This is a genomic window from Nocardia sp. NPDC050697 (assembly GCF_040654395.1).
GTDB lineage: Bacteria > Actinomycetota > Actinomycetes > Mycobacteriales > Mycobacteriaceae > Nocardia.
This window is the reverse complement of the sequence record NZ_JBFAHY010000001.1, coordinates 79,549-103,948: the sequence shown is the minus strand read 5'-3', so window position 1 is coordinate 103,948 and position 24,400 is coordinate 79,549. Positions and strand designations below refer to the sequence as shown.

The following is a 24,400-nucleotide window of genomic DNA, read 5'->3' as shown; positions in this document are numbered from 1 at the left end:
TCGCTACGTTTCGCGCCGCCGACCTGGGCGATCATCGCCGCACCGGCCCGGCACGCGGCGATAGTAACAATGCCCGCCGCAACGTTGCTGAGCGCGAAGGTGATTCCCGTCGCACCCGGGCGGCGGCGCCGGCGGACGATAGGCTGCCCGCGAAACCGGAGGAGCAGTATGGCGGATTCCGCACACGCGGCGGCGACGTTCGACATCGTGGTCTGCGGGCAGGGCCCGGCCGGGCGCGCGCTCGCGCACCGGTGCCTGGCGCACGGACTCACGGTGGCGGTGGTCGATCCGGCGCCGGAGCGGCGCTGGCGGGCCACCTACGCGGTGTGGGCGGACGAGCTCCCCGGCTGGCTGGACCGCGGAGTCGTGGCGGCGACGGTGCCGGAGCCGGTGGCCTGGGGGCGCCGCGAGCACCGCCTGGCCCGCGCCTACGCGGTGCTCGACACCGGGCGGCTGCAGGACGCGCTTTCCCCCGCGGGTGCGGCGGTCTTCCCCGACCGGGCGGTGCGGTGCGAGCCGCACCGCGTCACCCTGGCCTCCGGCACGGAGCTGCGCGGCGACCGGGTCATCGACGCACGCGGGCTGCGCCGCGACCCGGCCCGCGCCGAGCAGACCGCGCACGGCGTACTGGTCCCCGCCGACCGGGTGCGCGGCACCGAGACGCTCTTCATGGACTGGCGCCGGGACAACGGCGCCGACCCGGCCGCACCGCCCTCCTTCCTCTACGCGGTCCCGCTCGACGCGGGCACCGTGCTGCTCGAGGAGACCTGCCTGGCCGGCCGCCCCGCCCTGGACGACGCCGAACTGCGCCGCCGCCTGCACCGCCGCCTCGCCGCCCGCTCCATCGCCCTGACCGGCACCGAGGAGATTGAGCGGGTCCGCTTCCCGGTGCAGGGCGGGCGGCCGGGGCCGGAGCGCTTCGGCGCGGCGGGCGGCCTGCTGCACCCGGCCACCGGCTACAGCGTCGCCGCGTCGCTCGCCGCCGCCGACACCGCCGCCACCGGCGGGATGTATTGGACCCCGCGGGCACGGGCGGTCGCGGCGCTGCGCGCGGCCGGGCTGCGGGCGCTGCTCGCGCTGCCACCGGAGCGGGTCCCGGACTTCTTCGACGCCTTCTTCACCCTCCCCGCACACCGCCAGCGCGCCTACCTCTCGGGCCCGGACGACCTGACCGGGGTGCTCGCCGCCATGGCGGGGCTCTTCCCGCAACTTCCCCGCAGCACCCGGCTCACGGTGGCTCGCGCAACCCTCGACCTGCGCGTCCGCTCGCAGAGACCGGGCGGTTCGGCCATGATGGAGTGATGCGGGCTATCTGGAAGGGCTCGATCGCGTTCGGGCTGGTGAACGTCCCGGTGAAGGTGTACACCGCCACCGAGGACCACGACATCCGGTTCCATCAGGTGCACGCCAAGGACGGCGGGCGGATCAAGTACGACCGGGTGTGCAGCGTGTGCGGGGAATCCGTGCAGTACGCCGATATCGACAAGGCCTACGAATCGCCGGAGGGCGCGAAGGTGGTGCTCACCGACGAGGACTTCGCCAAGCTCCCCGCGGCGGAGAAGCACGAGATCCCGGTGCTGCAGTTCGTGCCGTCCGAGCAGATCGACCCGATCCTGTTCGAGAAGAGCTACTACCTGGAGCCGGACTCGACCACCCCCAAGGCGTACGTGTTGCTCGCCGCGACCCTGGAGCGCATCGACCGCACCGCGCTCGTGCACTTCACGCTGCGCCAGAAGACCAGGCTGGCCGCGCTCCGGGTGCACGACGGGGTGCTGCTGCTGCAGACCCTGCTCTGGCCGGACGAGGTGCGCGCGGTGGACTTCGAGTCGCTGCAGGACGCCTCCAAGCCGCGCCCGCAGGAGATCTCCATGGCGGAGACGCTGGTGGAGTCGATGTCCGACGACTTCGAGCCCGAGCAGTTCACCGACGAGTACCAGATCGAGCTGCGCAAGGTGCTGGACGAGGCCATCGCCAATGGCTCGGACACCCTGGTCAGCCGCCCGGAGCCGGAGAAGGAGCAGGTCGACGCCGAGGTGGTGGATCTGGTGGCGGCGCTGCAGCGCAGTCTCGAGGCCAGTGGCCGCCGGGCCGCGGGCGGTGGCGCCGCGAAGAAAGCGCCCGCGAAGAAGACGGCGAGCAAGGCCGCCAAGGAGCCGGCGAAGAAGACCGCCGCCAAGAAGACCGCGAGCAAGAGCACCGCGAAGAAGACCACCGCGCGCAAGGCGCCCGCCAAGAAGGCGCAGGAACGCAAGGGCGCCTGACACCTCCGGCGCCGGGCGGCCTGCTGTCCGAGCAGCTGTACGGGCACGACGCCCACGTTGGCGGCCCGCAGGGACGGCTGGTTCGTCTTCGACGACGGCACCCACACCGACCTCGGCAGGCTGCGCTGAGCCGCGCCTGCGGCCGGAAAAAAATGAGCGGACAGCCGCCGATCCGGTGTGCCACCATGTCCGCATACCGCCGATCGGGCGGAACGAGCACAGCGAAGGAGGTGACGGCCGTGATCGACATCAGCCCCGGAGACGGGATGCGCAGCGTGCACCGGAACGGCCGTCGCCTGGCCGAGGCCGCGGCGGGCACCGAATCGCGGACACCGCCCGGCTACCGGCCGCAGCGGTACGGCGTCCCGGGTACCCCGGCCGCCTGACCAGCGCCTCCCCTCTCCCCTCGTTCACCCGACCCCGAAGGCCGGTGTCCCATGACGCTCTCCGTCGTCCCCTCGCACCCTCCCCCCACCACCGAGAACTGGATCCACGCCAGCGTGCTCGTGCTGAATGCCAGCTACGAGGCGCTGCACGAGGTCACCGCCGACCGCGCCGTCACCCTGGTGCTCGCCGGGGCGGCGGAGGCCATGTTCGCCCGCGAGCCCTACTTCCCGATCCGCTCGCAGCGGCACGAGATCGCGCTGCCGGAGACCATCCGGCTGCTGCGGTACGTGCACGTGGCGCAGCGGCCCGCCGTGCACGACGAGAGCCCGGCGACCGCGGCGGGCGTGCTGCGCCGGGACGACCGGCGCTGCGGCTACTGCGGCGCGCGGGCGCACACCGTCGACCACATCCGGCCGCGCAGCCGGGGCGGCCCGAACACCTGGGGCAACCTCGTCGCCTGCTGCGCGCCGTGCAATACCGCCAAGGCGAACCGGACGCCGGAGGAGGCGGGGCTGACCCTGCTCTGGCAGCCGAAGGCCCCCGACCCGCTGGCCAAGCGGCAGCGGGACATCTGGCGCCGGCTCGCCGAGTGACCACCGAGAAAGGAGAAGGACGTGACCGTCGACACCACTACCACTCTGGCCACACTGCTCCCGCTCTCGGACGCGCGGGGCTGGCACCGGGCCGCCTGCCGGGGTGACCCGAACCACGAGGCGTGGTTCCCGTACCCGTCGGAAGACTTCGGCTACGCCCGGGCGATCTGCGCGAATTGCCCGATTCGCGCCGGGTGCGCGGAGTTCGCCGCGGACACCGGCCAGTCCGGGGTCTGGGGCGGGCACGAGTACGACCGCGGCCGGCTCGTGCGGGAGTGAACGGTGCGGGCCGCCGCCGGAACAGCGGTGGCGGCGCGCACCCCCGCCTGCCACATAGACTGCCGCTCCGTGGGAACTCATCGCAGCAGCGAATCCGGTTCGCGGGGCGTCAGCGCAGGCGTGATCGCCGCAGTGGTGGCGGTGGTGGTGCTGATCGTGGCGGTCGTCGGCTGGTTCCAGCTGCGCGACCGCGGCGACAGCCGCGACACCGCCGCCGCCGCGGAGTGCGTGGAGGGCACCGCCACGCTGGACGTGACGGTCGACCCGGTGCTCGCCGACCCGGTCCGGGCGATCGCCGACCGCTACAACGCCACCGCGCCCCGGGTGCGCGACCACTGCGCCGAGGTGCACGTGACCGCGCGCGCCTCCGCCGATGTGGCCGCCGCCTTCGCGTCGGGTACCTGGACCTCGCCGCTGGGGGCGCAGCCCGCACTCTGGATCCCGGACTCCACCCGCTCGGTCGAGGCGGTCCGGGTGCCGGGGCTGATCGAGGGCAACCCGACCTCGGTGGCGACCAGCGCCATCGTGCTCGCCGTCGCCGAGCCGCTGCGCGCCGCGCTCGACCAGGCCAAGGCGGCGTGGTCGGATCTGCCCCGGCTGCAGCAGGGGTCGCTGAGCGAGATCGGGCTGAGCGGTTGGGGCGGGCTGCGGATGGCGCTGCCCGCCGGCGACACCTCGACCGCGGCGGCGGTCGCCGTCGGCTCCTCGCTCTCCGGCGCCGACCCGCTCACCCTCGACGCCGCGCGCACCGGCCAGGTGGTCTCGGCCATCTCGGTGCTCGCCGCCGAGGCACCGCAGTCCGCGGACCCGCTGACCGCGCTCATCCAGGCCGCCTCCGGCAACCCGGACGCCCCCGTGCACGCCGTCGCCGCCACCGAGCAGCAGGTGAAGGCGCAGGCCGGGGCCGCGATCTACCGGCCGATCGGGGCCGCGCCGCTGGCCGACTACCCGGCCGCGCTGATGACCGGCGGCTGGGTGGACGAGACCGAGAACCTGATCGCCGGGCTCTTCACCGACTACCTGCGCGCCCCGGCGCAGTCCGCGCTGCTCGCCCAGGCCGGGTTCACCGCCCCCATGGCCGCGCCGACGCCGGACAAGGCCACGCTCGACGCCGTGCGGCAGACCGTGGAGAACCCGGTGCTCGGGGTGAGCACCACGGTGCTGCTCGACGTCTCGTCGTCCATGGGCGCCAAGGAGGGCACCATGACCCGGCTGGCGAACGCGCTGGCCGCGCTGCGCTCCACCCTCACCACCCTGCCGCCGGAGTTCGGGCTCGGCGTCTGGACCTTCGGCAAGAACCTGGACGGCGGCAAGCCGTACCAGGTGCAGACCCCGACCGCCGCGCTCACCGACGCCCAGCGCAGCACGCTGGACACGGCGCTCGGCGCGGTCAAGCCCTCGGAGTCCAAGACCGACCAGGCGTACCCGGCGCTGCTCGCCGCCTACCAGGAGGTGACGGCGAAGCCCGCCGCGGGCCGCACCAACTCCATCCTGCTCATCACCGACGGCCCGGACGACGACTCCGCCATCACCGGCGCCCAGCTGCTCGCCCGGATCGCGGAGGCGAAGGGGGCCACGCCGGTGCGGGTCGACGTGGTGGCCATCGGCACCGGCGACGGCGACACCCTGCGCACCCTCGCCGCGAACACCGGCGGCACCTACGCCACGGTGCCCGGCACCAACGACCTGAAGTTCGGCACCGCCGTGGTGCAGGCGCTCACCAACCCCTGATCGTGCGGGCGTAGACCGCGATGGTCTCGGGCACCCCGGTCACTCGGCGTACGCCTCGACCGGCGGGCAGGAGCAGACCAGGTTGCGGTCGCCGAAGGCGCCGTCGATGCGGCGCACCGGCGGCCACACCTTGGCGCGGGTGTGCGCGACCCCGCGCGGGTACACCGCGACCTCCCGGGAGTACGGGTGGCTCCACTCCCCGACCAGCGAGGCGGCGGTGTGCGGGGCGCCGCGCAGCGGGTTGTCGTCGGCGGGCCAGGCCCCGGAGCCGACCTGGTCGATCTCCCGGCGGATGGCGATCATGGCATCGCAGAACTCGTCCAGCTCGGCCAGGTTCTCGCTCTCGGTCGGCTCCACCATGAGCGTCCCGGCCACCGGGAAGCTCATGGTCGGCGCGTGGAAGCCGTAGTCGGCCAGCCGCTTCGCGACATCGTCGACGGTGACGCCGGTGCGCTTGGTGATGGCGCGCAGGTCCAGGATGCACTCGTGCGCGACCATGCCGTGCTCGCCGGTGTAGAGCACCGGGAAGTGCTCGTCCAGCCGCCGGGCGATGTAGTTGGCCGAGGCGATGGCGGTGAGGGTGGCGCGGCGCAGCCCGTCGGCGCCCATCATCCGGATGTAGGCCCAGGTGATCGGCAGGATCGAGGCGGAGCCGTAGTGCGCGGCGGAGACCGCGTGCGAGCCGCTCTCCAGCGGGTCGCCGGGCAGGTAGGCGGCGAGGTGCGAGCGCACCGCCACCGGGCCGACGCCGGGCCCGCCGCCGCCGTGCGGGATGCAGAAGGTCTTGTGCAGGTTGAGGTGGCTGACGTCGCCGCCGAAGCGGCCCGGCCGGGCCAGCCCGACCAGCGCGTTCAGATTGGCGCCGTCCACGTAGACCTGCCCGCCCGCGTCGTGCACCAGCGCGCAGAGCTCGGCGACCCCGTGCTCGTAGACGCCGTGCGTGGAGGGGTAGGTGATCATGATGCAGGCCAGCCGCTCGGCGTGGTCGCCGATCTTGGCGCGCAGGTCGTCCAGGTCGACGTCGCCGTTCTCCCGGCAGCGCACCACCTCCACCCGCAGCCCGGCCATGGCCGCCGAGGCGGCATTGGTGCCGTGCGCGCTGGACGGGATGAGGCAGGTGTCGCGGTGCGTGTCGCCGCGATCCAGGTGGTAGCGGCGGATGGCGAGCAGCCCGGCGTACTCGCCCTGGCTGCCCGCGTTGGGCTGCAGGCTCACCGCGTCGTAGCCGGTGATGGCGCAGAGCCAGCCCTCCAGGTCGGCGATCAGCCGCAGCGTCCCGGCCGCGTCGGCCGCGGGGGCGTAGGGGTGCAGCCGGGCGAAGCCGGGCCAGGTGATCGGCTCCATCTCGGCGGTGGCATTGAGCTTCATGGTGCAGGAGCCGAGCGGGATCATGCTGCGGTCCAGCGCGATGTCCCTGTCCGAGAGCGCGCGCAGGTAGCGCAGCATGGCGGTCTCGGTGTGGTACCGGGTGAAGGCCGGGTGCGTCAGGTACGCGGAGCTGCGGGATTCGATGCCGACCGGCTCGCCGCCGGATTCGGCCGCCGCGCCGAAGGACTCCAGCACCGCGGCGATGTGCGCGCCGGTGGTGGCCTCGTCGCAGGCGACGGCGACGTGGTCGGCGTCGACCCGGCGCAGGTTGATGCCGCGCGAGCGGGCCTTGTCCAGCACCGCGTCCGCGCCGCCGGGGACGTGCGCGAGCACGGTGTCGAAGAAGCTCCCGTGCACCACGGCCGCGCCGAGCCCGGCGGCCAGCGTGGCGGCGTGGCCGTGCACCCGGCGCGCGATGGCGCGCAGCCCGTCGGCGCCGTGGTAGCTCGCGTACATGGCGGCCACGATGGCGAGCAGCACCTGGGCGGTGCAGATATTGGAGGTGGCGCGCTCCCGGCGGATGTGCTGCTCGCGGGTCTGCAGCGCCAGCCGGTAGGCGGGGGCGCCGTCGGCGTCCACCGAGACCCCGACCAGCCGGCCCGGCAGCTGCCTGGCGTGCGCGGTGCGCACCGCGAGGTAGCCGGCGTGCGGGCCGCCGAACCCCATGGGCACGCCGAAGCGCTGGGTGGTGCCGAAGCAGACGTCCGCGCCCTGCTCGCCGGGCGGCGTCACCAGGGTCGCGGCCAGCAGGTCGGCACCGGCCGCGACCAGCGCGCCGCGCTCGTGCGCGGCGGTGACCAGCGCGGTCCAATCCACGATCCGGCCGGAGGCGCCCGGTGTCTGCACGAGCACGCCGAAGAAGTCGCCGTCCGGGAGTTCGCCGTCGCTCAAGTCGGCGACCACGATCTCCAGGCCGAGCGGCTCGGCCCTGGTCGCGAGGACGGTATGGGTCTGCGGGAAGACGTCGGCGTCCACCAGCACCCGGCTGCTCTTCGAGCGGCTCGCGCGGTGCAGCAGCGTCATGGCCTCGGCGGCGGCGGTGGCCTCGTCCAGCATGGAGGCGTTGGCGACCTCCATGCCGGTCAGGTCGCAGACCATGGTCTGGAAGTTGAGCAGCGCCTCCAGCCTGCCCTGGCTGATCTCCGGCTGGTAGGGGGTGTAGGCGGTGTACCAGGCCGGGTTCTCCAGCAGGTTGCGGAGCAGCACCGGCGGGGTCAGGGTGTCGTAGTAGCCGAGCCCGATCATGGAGGTGGCGACGGTGTTCGCGGCGGCGAGCTCGGCCAGCTCGGCCAGCACCTCGTGTTCGCTCGCGGCGGGGGGAAGCACATCGAGGCCGCCGCCGTCCAGGATGTCGGCGGGCAGCGCGGCGGTGGCGAGGGCATCCAGCGAGGCGACGCCGGTGACGTCGAGCAGCCGGGCGACCTCGGCCGCGTCGGGGCCGATGTGGCGGTCGGCGAAGGAACGGGTCACGGCAACTCCAGGGTCGGGCGGCGGGCCCTCCCCCTCTGTCGTGGTGCCTGAGAGATTCGGCGGCCGGATCCGGCCCCTTTCCCCATCGGCGGGCGGCCCGGAGCCACCGCTTTCCAGAGGCGCCGGTGACCGCACGGTCCCTGGTGCCTGAGAGATTGACGGGGAGGTGCTGCTCCTTCGGCGCCCGGACCTCGTCGGTCCGGAACTCTCCCGCACGGCGACGACGCCCCGTCAGTCTAAGCCGCTACGCCCGCACCCGGCGTCCGCCTGCGCCGGTCTGTAGCGCTCGTCACGTCCCGCGCGCTCTCCCGGGAGGCCGGATTCACACCGGCAATCCCGCACGTACCCGGCCCGCGGCGAGCACGACGGCCGCTGCCTGGACCGCGACCAGCCGGTCGATCGGCACCCGGCGGCCGGGGGCGCCGGTGTCGATGGCCGCGCACCACTCGGCGAAGACCGCGGCGAACCGGTCCCGCTCGGCCGCGATGCGCGGCGAGTTCCCGGCCTCGGCGGCGAGCAACCGGCTCAGCATGCCGCCCACCCGGAGCCGCAGCATGCCGGTCCAGACGTACTTCTCCACGAAGATCTCACCGAGCGTGGCGGGCCGCTCCCGGCCGAGCGCCTCCTTGGCCGCGGCCAGCCCGGGGATATTGCCGAGCACCGCGCGCACCGCCCGCTCGAACGGGCTCCGCCCGCTCAGCTCCCCCGCCAGCCGGTGCAGCACCGCGCCGACGAGCACCCCGGTCTCCCGGTACTCGGCGGCGGTGGCGGCGAGCACCTCGGCCAGCGAGCGATCGCCGGGGGTGCGGTCGGCGACCCGCGGGTCGATCCACAGCGGCAACTCGCTGACCAGCAGCGCGGAGCCGAACCGGGCGGAGTAGTCGCGGCTGCCCCCGCCGCCGAGCGCCGCCACCGGCTCCACCCCGGCGGCGGCGAGCACCTCGGCCATCTGCCCGAACGGCGGCAGCTCGAAGACGCCGGGCGCCCAGACCCGCGCGCCGGGCGAGTCCGGTTCCCCCCGGTGCAGCGGCAGCCCGGCGGCCTCCAGCAGCCCGGTGAGCGCCGCCCAGTACCCGGGGTCGCCGCCGGTGGTGTAGAAGAACCCGCCGCCGAACTCGGCATTGTGCAGCGAGGCGATGAGCGCGGGTTCGGTGCGGTCGATGAGCGCCATGAGCGCCTCGGTCTCCGGCAGCGGCACCCCGACCCGGTGCCCGCGCCAGGTGGTCGGGAAGCACCACTCGGGCTGCTCGGCGGCGGGCGGGCGGTAGAAGTGCCGCGCGACCGCGGTGCGGGTGTGCGGCCCGGCGTACCACTCCTCGTTCAGCCGGGTGCCGTCCGGGTCGACGCAGAGCACGAAGTGCCAGGTGGCGCCGAGGCAGTCGTGCTCGGCCGCGGCCAGCCTGCCGAGCAGGTGCCGGATGGTGGCGAGCCCGATCGGCTCGTTCGGGTGCGGGTTGCCGAAGACCAGGATGTCGTGGCCGCCCGACCCCACGCGGACCGCGCGGATCGGGGTGCCGCCGCGGGAGCGGCCGAGATCGCTGATCCGCACCCGGCCCGGGTGCGCGGCGGCGAGCCGGTCGGCGAAGGCGTACAGCTCGTCCACCGTGGGGAAGGCATCGATCGGGTCGACCCGGCCGACGACCTCGGCCACCCCCATCACGTCCCCCTGGCTCACGTCCCCCCTCTACCTGCCGATCCGCACCGCCGCTCCGCGCGAGCACCGGCCGGCCCTCCCGGCCCGGCGCCGCGCGTCCCCGTGAATCAGCCGGTCTTGCGGTTCAATTTCGCCTTGCGCCGGTACGCCAGCTCGTCCTCGGGGCGATCGGTGGCCGAGGTGGCCCGCTCCGCCGGGAAGTTGGCGATCACGCCGGTGAGTTCCCGCATGGCGCCGCTCACCGCGATTCCGAAGACGCCCTGCCCGCCCTGCAGTAAATCGACGACCTCCTCGGCCGACGTGCATTCGTAGACCGACGTGCCGTCGGAGAACAGCGTGATCCCGGCCAGATCCTGCACGCCCCTGCTGCGCAGATGATCGACCGCGATCCGGATGTTCTGTAGGGAAATACCGGCGTCGAGCAGACGCTTCACGATCTTCAGGACCAGGATGTCCTTGAAGGAATAGAGCCGCTGGCTCCCCGAGCCCGCCGCACCGCGGACGGACGGCACCACCAGGCCGGTTCTGGCCCAGTAATCGAGCTGACGATAGGTGATGCCGGCCACCTGGCAGGCGCTGGGCACGCGGTATCCGACGAGATCGTCGGGCACCGTGTCGTCGGGAAACAGGCCTGGCTGTACGACGTCCTGCGATTCCTCTGCCACTGACCACTCCCTTGCTACGCGACGCCGCACCCGACCGGCGCGCACCCGATGCATTCCGGCACCGGGCCGCGCACACCTCACGGCTTGGTCACCGTCCGGCTTTGTCACCACCGCTTCCCCGCACCTGGGGTCCCGGTCCAACTTTCGAGATTACTCTTCCTGATTCTCCGGGGAAGGGCATCATCGAACCAAACGCGACGCGCGGTCAATGTCTCGACCTGTACCTCAGGTCAAGACATTTTCCGGCTCAGCTGTCGGTGGCCTTGAAATCATCGGGCGAAACCGACTCCAGGAATTCCTTGAATTTCTCGACCTCGTCCTCGCGCTCGTCCGGCATCACCAGCCCGGCCTCCTCGAGCACCGGCTCCTCGGCGTAGATCGGGCAGCCGACGCGCAGCGCGATGGCCACCGAGTCGGAGGGGCGGGCCGAGATCCGCTTGTCGTTGTCGAACACCAGGTCGGCGTAGAAGGTGCCCTCCTGCAGGTCCACGATCCGGACCTCCTTGAGGGTGTGCCCGAGCTCGGAGACGATGAGCTTGATCAGGTCGTGGGTGAGCGGCCGGATCGGGGTCACGCCCTCCTGCTCCAGCACGATCGCGGTGGCCTCGGCCTGCCCGATCCAGATCGGCAGGTACCGGTCGCCGGAGACCTCGCGGAGCAGCAGCACGGGCTGGTTCTGTGGCTGCTCCACACGGATGCCGATCACGCGCATTTCGCTCATCGCACTGCCTCCCATACCTCGCCGGCCAACCGGCATGACGCCGCGGAGCTCGCCGCACCACGAGTCTAAGCGAATTCCGAGCGGCACCGCGATGACGCGGATCCGGCGCGCGGCGGGCCGGAAGACCGTTGCCCCAGCAAGACCGGGGTCCGGCGGCGCCCGGTCAGCCGCCGAGCGCGCGCACGCCCGCCTTCACCAGGCAGGCGTGCAGGGTGAGCGAGAGCGCGGCCAGCTCGCGCACGGTCTCGTCGGCGCGCTCGCGCGCGCCCGCGTCCCTGCTCTTGGCGATCGGCGCGACGATCTGGGCCACCAGCGCGGCCTCCCGGTCGGCGGCCAGCTTGAAGGCGCGCAGGTGCCTGGCCTCCAGCCCGAACTCGGCCATCGCCCGGGCGACCCGCGCCAGGGTGACGGCGTCGCCGTCGAAGAAGCCCGCCGCGCCGGGGGTGATCAACCCCGCGCGGATCAGGTCGTTGAGGAAGGCGTCGGTGATCTCCGCCTGGGCGAGCAGGTCGGCCCTGGTCACCCGGATCTCGTGGTCCACTCGCAGCTCGTCCGCGCTGATCTCCCCCGGAACGACGCCGAGCCGGCGCGGCGGCGGCACGCTCGCCGGACCGCGCGGCGCGCGGTCGGCCGGACGCTCCGGCGCCGCCGCCCGCGCGCGCGCCTCGCGCACGCCGAGCGTCGCGGCGCCGCTGTCGATCGCTTCGAGCTGCTCCTTGATCACCTTGAGCGGGAGGTACTGGTCCCGCTGCGCGGTGAGCACGAAGCGCAGCCGCTCGCAGTCCGCCACCGAGAAGCGGCGGTACCCGGAGGGCGTGCGCTCGGGGCGGATGAGCCCCTCGGATTCCAGGAAGCGGATCTTGGAGATGGTGATGTCCGGGAAATCGGGGCGCAGCAGATCCAGCACGGAGCCGATCGACATCCCTCCGCGTGCCCACTGCGCCGCCCCGGTCACCGCAATTCGTCCCTTTCCGTCCGGAACCGTGCGCGGCGCCCGCGACCCGGCGGTGACCCACCGCCCGGCCCCGGCGCCGCCGGTCTCACAGGCTGCCCGCGCCCGTCGACGGCTCGTTCACCGAGGCGCGCGGCCCGGTGAGGAAGACCAGACGGAACTTGCCGATCTGTACCTCGTCGCCGTTCTGCAGCTCCGAGGAGTCCACCGGCTCCCGGTTGACGTAGGTGCCGTTCAGGCTGCCGACATCGACCACCTGGAACGAATCGTCGTCCTGCCGGAACTCGGCGTGCCGACGGCTCACGGTGACGTCGTCGAGAAAGATGTCGCTGTCCGGATGGCGGCCCGCCGACGTGGTCGGCTGATCCAGCAGGAACCGCGAACCCGCGTTGGGACCCCGCTTGACGACCAGGAGGGCGGCCCCGACGGGCAGCCCCTCGACCCCCTGCACCGGCTGTTCGCCGGTCGGCTCTGCGGAGCGCGACGCGTCGACCTCGTTCAGGAAATCCGCGCGGAAGACCGACGTGGTCTCGGCCGCGCTCTCCCCGTAACCCGGGTCATTGTTCTCGCTCACCGTTTCTCTCCTCCTCGAACCTGATTATCCATGCAAGCAGGTGAAGCCATGTCCGACACGAGCGTGTCGCGACGCCGGATTCTCGCACTCGGCGACGGCCGATGGCGTTGGCATCGACCGTACCCTGCCAGGGTGTCGCTGTGCAGGGAGAACCGGGAAGGCCGGATCAGCCCCCGATAACTCCTCGATAACCCTCCGCGTCGAGCAGTTCACCGAGCGTTTTCCCGAGGTCGCCGGCGTCGGCGACCTCCAGCTCGAAGAGCCACCCGGCGTCGTAGGGGTCACTGTTCAGCGTCTCCGGCGCCGACCCCAGATCCTCGTTCACCGCAACGATTCTCGCGGCCAGCGGGGCGTAGATGTCGGAGACGCTCTTGGTGGACTCCACCTCCGCGATGCCGTCCCCCGCGGCGACCTCCTTGTCGACCTCGGGCAACTGCACGAACACGACGTCACCCAGTTGTGACTGGGCGTAGTCGGTGATGCCGACCCGGACCCGCGCCGGGCCGACCACGCGCACCCACTCGTGCTCCTCGGTGTACCGCAGGTCCTCCGGAGTCAGGGTCACGGGCCGTCCTTTCGTCGTGAACGTCGGGGCAACTCTATGCGAGGACCGCCGCCCGCGACCGGCGGGATCGCCCTCGCCACCGCGACGGCCTTCCCGAGGTAGAGCAGGCCGGTCCAGACGTACACGGCCGTGCCCCAGATCAACAGGGCACCGCCGAAGGCCCGTCCGAAACCGTCGGCGGGCCAGTCCATCTCCCCCGCCAGCAGCCAGGGCAGCGCCGACATGAGCGCGAAGGTGGCGGCCTTGCCCAGGTAGATCACCTCGGGCGGGGGCAGCTCGCGGCGCCGGTAGATCGGGAGCGTGGCGGTGAGGACCAGGTCCCGGCCGACCAGGAGCAGCGCCACCCAGAGCGGCAGCAGGTCGCGCAGCACGAAGGCGGCCAGCGTGGTCACCAGGAAGAGCCGGTCGACGAAGGGGTCGAGCAGCGCGCCGAGCTTCGAGGACTGGTCGAGCAGCCGGGCCAGTTTCCCGTCCAGGAAATCGGTGACGCCGCTGGCGATCAGCAGCGCGAAGGCCCAGCCGTCGGCCTGCTCGACCAGCAGCAGCCAGAGGAAGACCGGGACGCCGACCAGCCGCAGCACACTCAGCACGTTGGGCACGGTGAGGATCCGGTCGCTCGTCACGCCCCGTGCTTACCGCACCGGCCGCCGCGGCGCCACGGCCGGGCCGGTGTTTCCGCGACCCGGGTTCGCGGGAGTGTGCTCGAGATCATCTCGCCGCCACGCGCGAACCGGACGTTCCGGACGAGCGCCGTCGGCGGGCCGGGCAACCGGCTAGCGTATTCTTTCGTGTCCGATGAGCTGCTCGACCTGCGCACCTACCTCCCCGCCGCGGAGATGCGCGAGCGCGGCCGCGCGCTGCGGCAGCGGACGCCGCTCATCGCCCGCGACCGGCCCGCCGCGGGGGCGCACCGGCCCGCGGTGCTCGATTTCCTCGAGGCCAGCAACCGGGGGCGGCTCGCGCACCTGATCCCGCTGCGGATGGGACGGATGGCGGCATCGCCGTTCAGCTTCTATCGCGGCGCGGCCGGGCTGATGGCCGCCGACCTGGCCGGCGGCCCCGACTCCGGGCTCACCGCGCAGCTCTGCGGCGACGCGCACGCCGCCAACTTCGGGCTCTACGGCAGCGCCACCGGCGAGATCATCATGGACATCAACGACTTCGACGAGACCGTCGAGGGGCCGTGGGAGTGGGATCTGGAGCGGCTCGCGGCCAGCCTGGTGCTGGCCGGGCGGGTGGCGGGGGCGAGCGAGGACGACTGCCGCGCCGCCGCCCGCGACGCGGCGCGCTCCTACCGCAGGGCCGTGGACGAGCTGGCCGAGCTGCCCTTCATGCAGTCCTGGTGCGCGCTGCCGGACGAGTCGGTGCTGGAGCGGGCGCAGGCGCACGGGCTCATCGACGACTTCGAGAAGGCCGCCAAGAAGGCGCGCAAGAACACCAGCGCCAAGGTCGTCGCCAAGTGGGTGGAGGAGCGCGACGAGCACGGCGACGGGCTGCGCAGGCACCGCTTCGTCAGCGACCCGCCGCTGCTGACCCGGGTCGAGGAGAGCGTGCGCGAGGCGGTGCTCGGCGGGCTGGAGCGGTACGGCGCCTCGCTGCGCGAATCGCGGCGCAACCTGCTCTCCCGGTTCGCGCTCTCCGATGTGGCGTTCCGGATCGTCGGCACCGGCAGCGTGGGGCTGCGCACCTACGTGGCGCTGCTGCACGGCAACCACGGCGAGTCGCTGGTGCTCCAGGTGAAGCAGGCGATCCCCTCCTCGCTCGCGCCGTTCCTGCCGGGGACCCCGCCCGCGCACAACGGTGAGCGAATCGTGCAGGGCGCCAGACTGGTTCAGGTGGACACCGACATCCTGCTCGGCTGGACCTCGTTCGACCCGGACGGCACCGGCACCGAGCTGCCCTTCATCGTGCGGCAGTTCCGCAACTCCAAGGGCAGCATCGACCCGGCCGGGCTGACCAGCCAGGACCTGGACGACTACGGCAGGCTGGCCGGCGCCCTGCTGGCCAGGGCGCACACCCGCTCGCTCGACCCGCGGCTGCTCGCCGGGTACCTCGGCGACGACGCGGAATTCGACACCGCGATCGAGAATTTCGCGGTGCGCTACGCCGACCGCACCGAGGCCGACCACGCCGAGCTGACCGCGGCCATTCGCTCCGGCGTTGTCGCGGCGGAGGAGCCCCGGTAATTTCGAGTACGTCACTTTCGACGCGAAGGGCGGTTCTCTCGAATGCTCGTCCGCATGCAGAACTCCGGGGGCAGCAATGCCGAACGCGCCCTGCTCGACTGGTTGCGCACCTGGAAGGACCCGCGCAGCCCGCACGGCGTCGCCACGCTGAATGTCAGCCTGTTCCACACCAATCGGCTCTTCCCGCTGGACGCGGTGATCTGGACGCCGACCAGCTGCGTGATCATCGAGGCCGAGGCGCTCGCCGCGCGCCAGGACGGGGTGCTGCGCATCCCGCTGAACGGGCCGTGGACCATCGACGGCGAACCGGCCGCGCTGGAGGGGCGGGATCGGCGCACCCCGCTGGAGCGGTCCCGGGAGCACACCTTCGCGCTGCAGGACTGGCTCTCCGCGCGCGGGCTCGGGCAGCGGGTGGTGCACGGGCTGGCGCTGGTGGTGCCGGTGCGCGGCGCCGACGTCTCGGTCGAGCAGGGGTGGAGCGATCCGAGTTTCGACGTCATCCTCGGCGACGACCCGGAGCGGCTGCGGCACTACTTCCAGACGCTCGCGGTGCAGGAGAAGCACCTGTGGACGGCGAACGACGTCGCCGTCGCCTTCCGCGGCCTCGGCATCCTGCCCTACCTGCCCGCCCCGCAGGAGCTGCTGAACGAGGGGTTCCTCGGGCCCATCGACATCACGCTCTGGCACGGCGGGCCGAACCAGGCGCAGGCCGAGGCGTACGCCGCCGAGCAGGCGGCGGGCACCGACACCCGCCTCCCCCTGCTCTCCGTGCAGACCCCCTGGTACAGCCCCTGGAAGCTGTACCCGCGCAAGCACGGCGACATCGACTTCGGCCAGGCGGTCATGCGCACCGGGCTCGCCCTCGGCATGCTCGTCGCCTTCGTCTGGATCCTCTGGTTCGTCGTCACGGCCATCCTCACCGTCGCCACCTGAGCCGGACCCCGGCGAGGGGTCCGGCTCGGCGGCGGGGATCAGGTGCGGTCGTAGACGCTGGCGTCGCTGAGGAGGGCGGCGCGGAGCATGGCATCGGGGACGCCCATGGCGTCGACCAGGGTGAGGACGTCGGGGCGGAGGCGGTCGACGAGCTCGTTGACGCCGCGGCGCACCGCCTTGGCCCGCTCCACCGACATGAAGCGGTGCATGATGTACCAGTCCGCGTTCTCCTCCAGGGTGGAGAAGACGAAGAGGTCGCAGACGGTCTCGGCGAGGGCGCGGGCCTCCGGGTCCTCGATGTCGGCGATGCCCTCGATGAATGCCTCCAGCACGAGCCGGTCGATGTGCGCGGTGCCCGCGGTCAGGATGTGGTCCTGGGCGTTGTTGAAGGCCTCGAAGGGGCCGGTCTCCTGTGCCCTGGCGCGCAGCCGGTGCGCGGCGGTGCGCACCAGGTAGTCCTCGCGGTCGGCGAAGAGCGAGAGCTGGGTGGAGCGGCGGGCGAGGTCGCCCTCGTCCACCACGTCGTCGCCGCGGTCGCGCAGCGTCTGGATGAGCTGGCGCACGCCGGAGCGCTTGCGCACCACGTCGCCGGCGGTGGTGGCGACGAAGCGCACCCAGCCGAGCGCGTCCAGGTCGCGCACCTCGTCGGCGTAGGCGGTGAGCAGCTCCTTGGCGACGAGCTGGGTGAGCACCACGTTGTCGCCCTCGAAGGTGGTGAAGACGTCGGTGTCGGCCTTAAGCGTCACCAGCCGGTTCTCGGTGAGGTACCCGGCGCCGCCGCAGGCCTCGCGGCACTCCTGGATGGCCCTGGTGGCGTGTTTGGTCTGCGCCACCTTGAGCCCGGCGGCGCGCTTCTCCAGCGCCCGCTGCGAACTGGTGTCCAGGTCCTGCCCGGTCTGGATGAGGTGCATCCGGCGCACCAGGTCGTTCTGCGCGAAGGCCAGCGCGTAGGACTTGGCGATCAGCGGGATCAGCCTGCGCTGATGTGACCGGTAGTCCATGAGCACGACCTCCTCGCCGGTGTCCGGGTCGGAGAACTGCTTGCGCTGCACCGCGTACTTGACCGCGATGCTGAGCGCCACCCGCGCGCCCGCCGCGGCCGCGCCCCCCACGCTGATCCGGCCGCGCACCAGGGTGCCGAGGGTGGTGAAGAAGCGCCTGCTCGGGTTCTCGATATCGGAGGTGTACGCGCCGTCCGGGGTGACGTCGGCGTACCGGTTGAGCAGGTTCTCCCGCGGGATCCGCACCTGGTCGAAGACGATGCGGCCGTTGTCGACGCCGGGCAGCCCGCCCTTGAGGCCGTCGTCGGAGGTGGTGACGCCGGGCAGGTCGTTCCCCTCCTCGTCCCGGATCGGCACCAGGAAGCAGTGCACGCCCTTGCTCTCGCCGCCGGTGATGAGCTGGGCGAAGACCGCCGCCATCCGGGCGTGCTCGGCGGCGCCGCCGATGTAGTCCTTGCGCGCCGACGGGGTCGGCGAGTGCACCACGAACTCCTGGGTCTCCGGGTCGTAGGTGGCGGTGGTCTCCAGGCTCTGCACGTCGCTGCCGTGGCCGGTCTCGGTCATGGCGAAACAGCCGAGCAGGTCGAGTGAGATGAGCCTGCGCACGTACTCGCGGTGCCGCTCGGTGCCGAGGTTCTCCACCGCGCCGCCGAAGAGCCCCCACTGCACGCCGGATTTCACCCAGAGCGAGAGGTCGGCGTAGGCCAGCATCTCCAGCCCGACCACGGCGGCGCCGGGCTCGCCGGTGCCGCCGTTCTCCCGGCGGAAGTTGCGGTCCGCGAAGCCGAGCTTCGTGATCTCCCGCATCTGCTCGAGGACCCGGGCGCGGGCCGCTTTGGAGTCGAGCGTCGGGTCGCCGGCGAACTTGTCGTCCGCCAGCGCCGCTCTGGCCTCCTCCCGGACGGCGCCCCACGGACCGTCCAGAGCACCGCGCAGGTGCGTGATCACCGGGTTCTCAGTCGTCGTCGACGTGCCGCTCTCCATATTTCAGACGATAGCCCGCCGGATGCCGGGCAAACCGTGACGAACATCGTGTCGCTGCGGCGCGCCCCTTGTGGGCTGAACGCTTGTTCAATATGCTGAACGAGTGTTCAACGAGCGCTCGGACCTCAGCACCGCAGCCCGCATCCGCGATGCGGCCGTGCTGGAGTTCGGGCGCACCGGCTTCGGGGTCGGCGTCCGGGCCATCGCGGCGCGCGCCGGGGTCTCCCCCGGCCTGGTCAACCACCATTTCGGCTCCAAGGAGGGGTTGCGCCGGGCCTGTGACGACTATGTGCTCGGCTTCGTCCGCGATCAGAAGATGCAGGTGCTGACCGGGGGCGATATGGCGGGCGGGATGCTCACCGCCATGGCCGAGCTGGAGGAGTTCGCGCCGCTCTTCGCCTACCTGGTGCGCAGCCTGGAGGACGGCGGGCCGCTGGCGGATTCGCTCTTCGAGCACATGGTCGCCGACGCGGTCACGTACACCGAGCAGGCGGTGGCGGCCGGAATCGTCAAGCCGAGCCGCGATCCGGCGGCCCGCGCGCGCTACCTCATGCTGCTCAATCTCGGCGCCACGCTGCTCTACCTGCGCATGCGGCGCAGCCGCGAACCCGAGCTCGACGATCGGCAGGCGCTGCGCGATCTCATGTCCGAGCTCACCCTTCCGGCGCTGGAGATGTACACCCAGGGCCTGCTCACCGACCCCGCCGTTCTCGATTCCTTCACCCAGGAGAAGTGATGTCCGTTATCGACATCGAGGGCTTGCGTAAGACCTTCGGCCACGCCACCGCGCTCGACGGGCTCGACCTGTCCGTCGCCGAGGGCGAGATCCACGGCTTCCTCGGCCCCAACGGGGCCGGCAAGTCGACCACCATCCGGGTGCTGCTCGGGCTACTGCGCGCGACCTCGGGCCAGGTCGCGCTGCTCGGCCGCGACCCGTGGCGCGATGCCGTGGCGCTGCACCGGCAGCTGGCCTACGTGCCCGGCGACGTCACGCTGTGGCCCTCGCTCTCCGGCGGCGAGACCATCGACCTGCTGGCCCGGCTGCGCGGCGGGATCGACCCCGAACGCCGCGCGGAGCTGATCGAGCGCTTCGACTTCGACCCGCGCAAGAAGGCGCGCACCTACTCCAAGGGCAATCGGCAGAAGGTCGCGCTGATCTCGGCCTTCGCCTCCGACGTCCCGCTGCTGCTGCTCGACGAGCCGACGTCGGGGCTGGATCCGCTCATGGAGCAGGTCTTCCGGGAGTGCGTGCGGGAGGCGGGTGCGCGCGGGGCGACGGTGCTGCTCTCCAGCCACATCCTCGCCGAGGTGGAGGCGCTGTGCGAGCGGGTCACCATCATCCGGGCCGGGAGGACGGTGGAGAGCGGGTCGCTGGCCGAGATGCGGCACCTGAGCCGCACCTCGATCACCGCCGAGCTGACCGGGGATCCCGGGGATGTGGCGGCGCTGCCCGGCGTCGCCGATGTGCGGCGCGCGGGCTCGACGCTGACGTTGCAGGTGGATGGGGAGCACCTGGGCGCGATCGTCCGGCTGCTCGGCGATACCGGGGTGCGCAGCCTCACCAGCGCGCCCCCGACCTTGGAGGAGCTGTTCCTGCGGCACTACAGCGCCGACGGTGACCGGGCGGAGGTCGGGGCGTGAGTACGATCGCCGCGCCCGCCCGGTTCGAGGATCTCACCGGGACCGGCCATCTGCTGCGGCTGTACCTGCGCCGGGATCGAGTCGTCGCGCCGCTGTGGGTGCTGGTGATCGGGCTCATGCCTGCACTGCAGCTGGTCAGCGTGAAGGACCTGTACTCCTCCCCGGAGCAGCTCGAGCAGTTCGCCGCGACCACCGCCGCGAGCCCGGCGCTGCTGGCCATGTACGGCCCGGTGTTCGGCACCTCGCTCGGCTCGATCGGCACCTGGAAGGCCGGGGCGATGTACACCGTCATCGCCATCGCCACGGTGCTCACCGTCATCAGGCACACCAGGGTCGAGGAGGAGACCGGGCGCGCGGAGCTGCTCGGCGCCACCGGCATCGGCCGCTTCGCCGGGCTCACCGCCGCGCTGCTGCTCACCGGCGGCGGGTCGCTGCTGGCCGGGCTGGTCTGCGCGCTCGCACTGCTCGGCAGCGGCGAGCCACTCGCCGGGTCGGTCGCCTGGGGTGCGGCGCTGGCCGCGTCCGGGCTGGTCTGGGCCGGGATCGCCGCGGTCGCGGCGCAGGCGAGCACCGGCGCGCGGGTGGCGCGCGGGATCGCCTTCGCCGCGCTCGGCACCGCCTTCGCGCTGCGCGCGGCGGGCGACGCGGGCAATGGCGTGCTCTCCTGGTTCTCCCCCATCGGCTGGTGCCTGCAGATCCGCCCCGACGCCCAGGAGCGCTGGTGGGTGCTGCTGCCGCTGCTCACCGTCGCGATCTTCGCGGCCGGGTTCGCCTACGCGCTGCTGGACCGGCGCGACACCGGCGCCGGGCTGCTCGCCGAGCGCCCCGGCCGCCCGGCCGCGAAGAACAAGCTCAACGGCCCGTTCGGGCTGGCCGCCCGGTTGCAGCGCGGCGCACTGCTCGGCTGGGCCGTCGGCTTCGCGCTCTACGGGCTGCTGATCGGCGGCGCGGTCGGCAGCGTCGGCGACATGCTCGGCGACAACGAGACGCTGTCGCAGATGATGGACCGCATGGGCGGCTCGTCGGCGCTGGAGGACTCCTTCATCACCTACGCGCTGACCCTGCTCGCCGCGGTCGCCGCCGCCTACTCGGTCTCGGCGGTGCTGCGGCTGCACGACGAGGAGACCAGCTCCCGCATGGAGGCCACCCTGGCCGGCGCGGTGAGCCGGCCCCGCCTCGCCGCCGCGCACCTGACCTTCGCCCTCGCCGGACCCGCGCTGCTGCTCTTCGTCGCCAGCGTCGCCATCGGCCTGGTCTACGCCCCGCAGACCGCCGACCCGGAGCACACCTTCGACGCCACGGTGGCCGCGGCGGCCGTGCAGCTGCCCGCGGTCTGGGTGGTCACCGGCATCGCGACCGCGCTCTACGGGCTGCTGCCCCGCTTCGCGCCGTTCGCCTGGGGTGTGCTCAGCGCCATGATCGTCCTCTACTTCGTCGGCTCGCTCGGCGCGCTGCCGCAGTGGGTCATGGACCTGGTCCCGTTCACGCACCCGCCCAAGCTGCCCGGCGCGGAATTCACCGCCGGACCGCTGCTCTGGTTGCTCGCGATCGCCACGATTCTGCTCGGGGCGGGGGTGACCGGCTTCCGACGGCGTGATCTGCGCTGACACCGACCGGTCCGGGTGTGATCGGAGCCATTTCCGGCCGGGGGCGGATGCGGCACCCCCGATGACGTGACTACTTTCGCGGGCATGGTGCGAGGAGTTTTTCCCGGGGTCGACCCCGCCCGCGACGGTCGCGGGCCGGGCCGGGCCCCGCGCGCCGATGTCCTCGGTGGCGGATCCGGAGTGGATGCGCTCTCGCGCGGCGTCGGCGCCGACGAGACAGCGGGCGGCGCGACCGCCCGGAGCACGCGACAGCACGGGTGGCGGCGCGGGCCGTGGCGCAAACGGAGCCGGGTGTCGCCGGTGGTCAGCCAGGCGGTCGGGCTGCTGGTCGCCGACCGGCAGGCCACCGCCGACACCATCGTCTCCGCGCCCGCCCCGCTGCAACCCATCGACCTCGGCGACGACGCCCAGGTCACCGAGGTGCTCGACCTGGCGGTCCGGGTCGGCGAGGTGGTGCTCGCCTCCGGCACCGGCGTGGTCGACACCACCACCCAGGTGCAATTCATCGCCGCCACCTACGGCCTGGCCAAGGTCGACGTCGACGTCACCTACGACAGCATCCGGATCTGGGCCGACCGCGGCTCGCTGCTGCCGCCGGCCAGCACCATGCGGGTGGTGCGCTACCGCTCGCTGGACTTCACCCGGCTCGCCGCGGTGGACCGGCTGACCCGGCGCATCCGCTCGGAGATCGTGCCGCCCGGCGACGCGCGGGCCGCGCTGGACGCCATCACCACCGCGCCGCACCCCTACCAGCGCTGGGCGGCGACGCTGGGCTGGTCGCTGCTGGCCGCCTCGATCGCCGCGCTGCTCGGCGCGGGGCCGATCGTGGCGCTGCTCGCCTTCCTGACCACCGCCGCCATCGACCGCACCAACCGGCTGCTGAACCGGTTCGGCCTGCCCTTCTTCTTCCAGCACATGGTGGGCGGGATGCTGGCCGCCGCGCCCGCGGTCGGCCTGGCCGCGGTGGCGGGGCCACTCGGCCTCGCGGTGGATCCGACGCTCATCATCGCGGCCGGGATCACCGTGCTGCTCTCCGGGTTGTCGCTGGTCGGCTCGGTGCAGGACGCCATAACCGGGGCGCCGATCACCGCCGCGGCGCGGATGCTCGAGGTGGTCATGATGACCGGCGCGATCATCGCCGGGATCGCGCTGGCGCTGCGGGTCGGCGAGGTGATCGCGACCCCGGTGCTGCCGGTGGACATGAGCCCGGCGCGGGCGCTCACCGACCTGCCGGTGCAGATCATCGCGGGTGCGGTCGCGGCGCTCGCCTTCGCGCTGGCCTGCTACGCGGAGCGGCGCGCGCTGGCCGCGGCGGCGTTCAGCGGGGCTGCGGGCACCATCTGCTACGTGGTGGCCGGGCACATCGGCTTCGGGCCGGTCACCGGCTCCGGCTTCGCGGCCGTCGTGGTGGGGCTCGCCGGTGGTCTCATGGCGCGCCGCGCGCTGACCCCGCCGCTGGTGGTCGCGGTCGCCGGGATCACCCCGCTGCTGCCCGGCCTCGCGCTGTACCGGGGGCTGTACGGGCTGCTCAACGACCAGCTGCTGCTCGGCTTCAACCAGCTCTTCGGCGCCATCGGCGTCGGCTGCGCGCTGGCCGCCGGTGTCACGCTGGGCGAGTGGGTCGACCGGACCGTGCGCAAGCCGCGCATCTTGCGGCGCTTCGGCGCACTGCGCAAGCCGATCGTCGTGCGGCGCCCGAAGATCTCGCTGCGCCGGAAGCGCTGAGCCCGCGCCGCGCTCCGGGGATCCTGCCCGAGGCTGCTGCGGCCGGCACACCCGCCCGGTATCGTTCGTAGCGTCAATCAGGTCCTCCGGCGGGTGCCGGGCGGCGAGTCGAGGTGGAGGCCCGCTCATGTCGGATACGGTTCCGTTCTCCGTTCAGATCCGTACCGCCACCGAGCGGCAGCACACCGAGGCGGAGAACTCCCGCTTCATGGCCGACATGCTCGGCGGCATGCTCGGTCTCGACTCCTACCAGCGCTACACCGGCCAGCTGTGGTTCGTGTACCGGGCGCTGGAGGGCCGCTGGGCCGAGCTCGCCGGCGACCCGGTGGCGGGGCCGTTCATCAAGCCGGAGCTGGCCCGCACCGCCGAACTCGAGCGCGACCTGACCCACCTGGTCGGCCCGGACTGGCGCGACGGCCTCACCCCGCTCCCGGCGACCGCCGCCTACGCCGCCCGCATCGACGAGTGCGCCCGCGACTGGCCGGCCGGCTACATCGCCCACCACTACACCCGCTACCTCGGTGATCTCTCCGGCGGCCAGGTGATCCGCGGCACCGCGGAGAAGCTGTGGGACCTGCCGCACCGCGGCGACGGCGTGCGCTTCTACGTCTTCGAGGGCGTGCGCAACCCGGCCGCGTTCAAGCGCGAATACCGCGCCCTGCTGGACGAATTGCAGCTCGACGACCTGGAGCGGCGCCGGGTGCTGGACGAGGGGCAGCGGGCCTTCGCGCTGAACACCGCGGTCTTCGCCGAGCTCGACGCCGAGTTCGCCGAGCGCCGCCTCTCCTGACACCAGATCGACACATATCGCGTAATCGCCTGCGACACTTGATAATAGCCGCCACAGCGCGGTCGACCCGGTAACAGATCACATTGCCCGGGGTGCGGGTTCACCATTACCATCGACTATCAATCGGGACGATGACGTTCCACCCGCGGGGCCGACAGGCAGAACGCTCGCCATTGCCCCCGCACTCGGTTCCCCGCACCTCAACTGCCCGGATGCCGGTGTCGCACACCCTGTCCGGCGTGTGACGCCGCACACACCGGCCGGTCCGTACCCAACCTCGGGCCGCGGCGTGGGGAACCACAGGGGAGGCACC

At 72.6% G+C, this 24,400-nt stretch carries 22 protein-coding genes and 1 riboswitch; of the genes, 13 read left to right on the top strand and 9 right to left on the bottom strand.

What is annotated here, in order from left to right; all coding sequences use genetic code 11:
• Positions 1–168: 168 nt before the first annotated feature.
• From AB0H71_RS00525 to AB0H71_RS00500, 6 genes are all read left to right on the top strand, one after another.
• Positions 169–1,302 (top strand): lycopene cyclase family protein, encoded by a 1,134-nt coding sequence (locus AB0H71_RS00525; RefSeq protein WP_357013253.1) that lies wholly within the window; start codon positions 169–171, stop codon positions 1,300–1,302.
• Entirely contained in the window at positions 1,302–2,261 is a 960-nt protein-coding gene (locus AB0H71_RS00520; protein WP_357013250.1) for a Ku protein, read from the top strand. The genes AB0H71_RS00525 and AB0H71_RS00520 overlap by 1 nt, the downstream gene beginning before the upstream one ends.
• Positions 2,262–2,500: 239 nt before the next feature.
• The gene (locus AB0H71_RS00515; RefSeq protein WP_357013248.1) at positions 2,501–2,647 is read left to right on the top strand and encodes a hypothetical protein; all 147 of its coding nucleotides are present in this window, start codon (positions 2,501–2,503) and stop codon (positions 2,645–2,647) included.
• 51 nt (positions 2,648–2,698) lie between these two features.
• On the top strand, positions 2,699–3,241 hold the full coding sequence (locus AB0H71_RS00510) for an HNH endonuclease (RefSeq protein ID WP_357013245.1): 543 nt from the start codon (positions 2,699–2,701) through the stop codon (positions 3,239–3,241).
• 21 nt (positions 3,242–3,262) lie between these two features.
• Positions 3,263–3,520, top strand: a complete 258-nt coding sequence (locus AB0H71_RS00505) for a WhiB family transcriptional regulator (protein WP_357013242.1) — start codon at positions 3,263–3,265, stop codon at positions 3,518–3,520.
• A gap of 69 nt (positions 3,521–3,589) precedes the next feature.
• Entirely contained in the window at positions 3,590–5,251 is a 1,662-nt protein-coding gene (locus AB0H71_RS00500; protein WP_357013239.1) for a VWA domain-containing protein, read from the top strand.
• 39 nt (positions 5,252–5,290) lie between these two features.
• On the opposite strand, the gene gcvP is transcribed toward AB0H71_RS00500, so the two are convergent.
• From gcvP to AB0H71_RS00460, 8 genes are all read right to left on the bottom strand, one after another.
• Complete coding sequence (gcvP, locus tag AB0H71_RS00495; RefSeq protein ID WP_357013236.1) at positions 5,291–8,089, bottom strand: aminomethyl-transferring glycine dehydrogenase; 2,799 nt, start codon at positions 8,087–8,089, stop codon at positions 5,291–5,293.
• A gap of 25 nt (positions 8,090–8,114) precedes the next feature.
• Positions 8,115–8,216: riboswitch (glycine riboswitch) on the bottom strand.
• A 195-nt stretch (positions 8,217–8,411) separates the two neighbouring features.
• A complete protein-coding gene (locus AB0H71_RS00490) occupies positions 8,412–9,764 on the bottom strand; it encodes a M14 family zinc carboxypeptidase (protein ID WP_357013234.1) in 1,353 nt (450 codons plus the stop codon).
• A gap of 86 nt (positions 9,765–9,850) precedes the next feature.
• Positions 9,851–10,408: a MerR family transcriptional regulator gene (locus AB0H71_RS00485; protein WP_357013231.1), complete on the bottom strand. Its 558-nt coding sequence runs from the start codon at positions 10,406–10,408 to the stop codon at positions 9,851–9,853.
• A 247-nt stretch (positions 10,409–10,655) separates the two neighbouring features.
• A complete protein-coding gene (locus AB0H71_RS00480; protein WP_067649689.1) occupies positions 10,656–11,129 on the bottom strand; it encodes a bifunctional nuclease family protein in 474 nt (157 codons plus the stop codon).
• A 163-nt stretch (positions 11,130–11,292) separates the two neighbouring features.
• Positions 11,293–12,051 (bottom strand): MerR family transcriptional regulator, encoded by a 759-nt coding sequence (locus tag AB0H71_RS00475; RefSeq protein ID WP_357013228.1) that lies wholly within the window; start codon positions 12,049–12,051, stop codon positions 11,293–11,295.
• 118 nt (positions 12,052–12,169) lie between these two features.
• Complete coding sequence (gene garA / locus AB0H71_RS00470) at positions 12,170–12,655, bottom strand: glycogen accumulation regulator GarA (RefSeq protein WP_357013225.1); 486 nt, start codon at positions 12,653–12,655, stop codon at positions 12,170–12,172.
• A gap of 166 nt (positions 12,656–12,821) precedes the next feature.
• Positions 12,822–13,220, bottom strand: a complete 399-nt coding sequence (gene gcvH / locus AB0H71_RS00465) for a glycine cleavage system protein GcvH (protein ID WP_357013222.1) — start codon at positions 13,218–13,220, stop codon at positions 12,822–12,824.
• Positions 13,217–13,843 (bottom strand): CDP-alcohol phosphatidyltransferase family protein, encoded by a 627-nt coding sequence (locus AB0H71_RS00460; RefSeq protein WP_357013220.1) that lies wholly within the window; start codon positions 13,841–13,843, stop codon positions 13,217–13,219. Before AB0H71_RS00460 ends, gcvH begins: the two co-directional genes overlap by 4 nt.
• Positions 13,844–14,056: 213 nt before the next feature.
• On the opposite strand from AB0H71_RS00460, the gene AB0H71_RS00455 reads away from it, so the two are divergent.
• Both AB0H71_RS00455 and AB0H71_RS00450 read left to right on the top strand, forming a co-directional pair.
• Entirely contained in the window at positions 14,057–15,406 is a 1,350-nt protein-coding gene (locus AB0H71_RS00455; RefSeq protein WP_357016069.1) for a DUF2252 domain-containing protein, read from the top strand.
• Positions 15,407–15,460: 54 nt separating this feature from the next.
• Positions 15,461–16,339, top strand: a complete 879-nt coding sequence (locus AB0H71_RS00450) for a nuclease-related domain-containing protein (RefSeq protein ID WP_357013218.1) — start codon at positions 15,461–15,463, stop codon at positions 16,337–16,339.
• Between the two features lie 38 nt (positions 16,340–16,377).
• Here AB0H71_RS00450 and AB0H71_RS00445 read toward each other — a convergent pair whose 3' ends face one another.
• Complete coding sequence (locus tag AB0H71_RS00445; RefSeq protein ID WP_357013215.1) at positions 16,378–18,324, bottom strand: acyl-CoA dehydrogenase; 1,947 nt, start codon at positions 18,322–18,324, stop codon at positions 16,378–16,380.
• A 103-nt stretch (positions 18,325–18,427) separates the two neighbouring features.
• Here AB0H71_RS00445 and AB0H71_RS00440 point away from each other — a divergent pair, with 103 nt between their 5' ends.
• From AB0H71_RS00440 to AB0H71_RS00420, 5 genes are all read left to right on the top strand, one after another.
• Positions 18,428–19,060, top strand: coding sequence for a TetR family transcriptional regulator (locus tag AB0H71_RS00440; RefSeq protein ID WP_357013212.1), 633 nt, complete (start codon positions 18,428–18,430; stop codon positions 19,058–19,060).
• Positions 19,057–19,965 (top strand): ABC transporter ATP-binding protein, encoded by a 909-nt coding sequence (locus AB0H71_RS00435; RefSeq protein ID WP_357013209.1) that lies wholly within the window; start codon positions 19,057–19,059, stop codon positions 19,963–19,965. Before AB0H71_RS00440 ends, AB0H71_RS00435 begins: the two co-directional genes overlap by 4 nt.
• Positions 19,962–21,572, top strand: a complete 1,611-nt coding sequence (locus AB0H71_RS00430) for an ABC transporter permease (RefSeq protein ID WP_357013206.1) — start codon at positions 19,962–19,964, stop codon at positions 21,570–21,572. The genes AB0H71_RS00435 and AB0H71_RS00430 overlap by 4 nt, the downstream gene beginning before the upstream one ends.
• A 291-nt stretch (positions 21,573–21,863) precedes the next feature.
• Complete coding sequence (locus tag AB0H71_RS00425; RefSeq protein ID WP_357016066.1) at positions 21,864–23,297, top strand: threonine/serine exporter family protein; 1,434 nt, start codon at positions 21,864–21,866, stop codon at positions 23,295–23,297.
• A 127-nt stretch (positions 23,298–23,424) separates the two neighbouring features.
• Positions 23,425–24,087 (top strand): biliverdin-producing heme oxygenase, encoded by a 663-nt coding sequence (locus tag AB0H71_RS00420; protein ID WP_357013203.1) that lies wholly within the window; start codon positions 23,425–23,427, stop codon positions 24,085–24,087.
• Positions 24,088–24,400 lie beyond the last annotated feature (313 nt).

Coding starts and splice junctions, on each gene's coding strand:
- AB0H71_RS00455 (WP_357016069.1), top strand. CDS start 14,057: ATGCGCGAGCGCGGCCGCGCGCTGCGGCAGCGGACGCCGCTCATCGCC.
- AB0H71_RS00445 (WP_357013215.1), bottom strand. CDS start 18,324: ATGGAGAGCGGCACGTCGACGACGACTGAGAACCCGGTGATCACGCAC.
- AB0H71_RS00510 (WP_357013245.1), top strand. CDS start 2,699: ATGACGCTCTCCGTCGTCCCCTCGCACCCTCCCCCCACCACCGAGAAC.
- AB0H71_RS00450 (WP_357013218.1), top strand. CDS start 15,461: ATGCAGAACTCCGGGGGCAGCAATGCCGAACGCGCCCTGCTCGACTGG.
- AB0H71_RS00420 (WP_357013203.1), top strand. CDS start 23,425: ATGTCGGATACGGTTCCGTTCTCCGTTCAGATCCGTACCGCCACCGAG.
- AB0H71_RS00520 (WP_357013250.1), top strand. CDS start 1,302: ATGCGGGCTATCTGGAAGGGCTCGATCGCGTTCGGGCTGGTGAACGTC.
- AB0H71_RS00475 (WP_357013228.1), bottom strand. CDS start 12,051: ATGTCGATCGGCTCCGTGCTGGATCTGCTGCGCCCCGATTTCCCGGAC.
- AB0H71_RS00480 (WP_067649689.1), bottom strand. CDS start 11,129: ATGAGCGAAATGCGCGTGATCGGCATCCGTGTGGAGCAGCCACAGAAC.
- AB0H71_RS00525 (WP_357013253.1), top strand. CDS start 169: ATGGCGGATTCCGCACACGCGGCGGCGACGTTCGACATCGTGGTCTGC.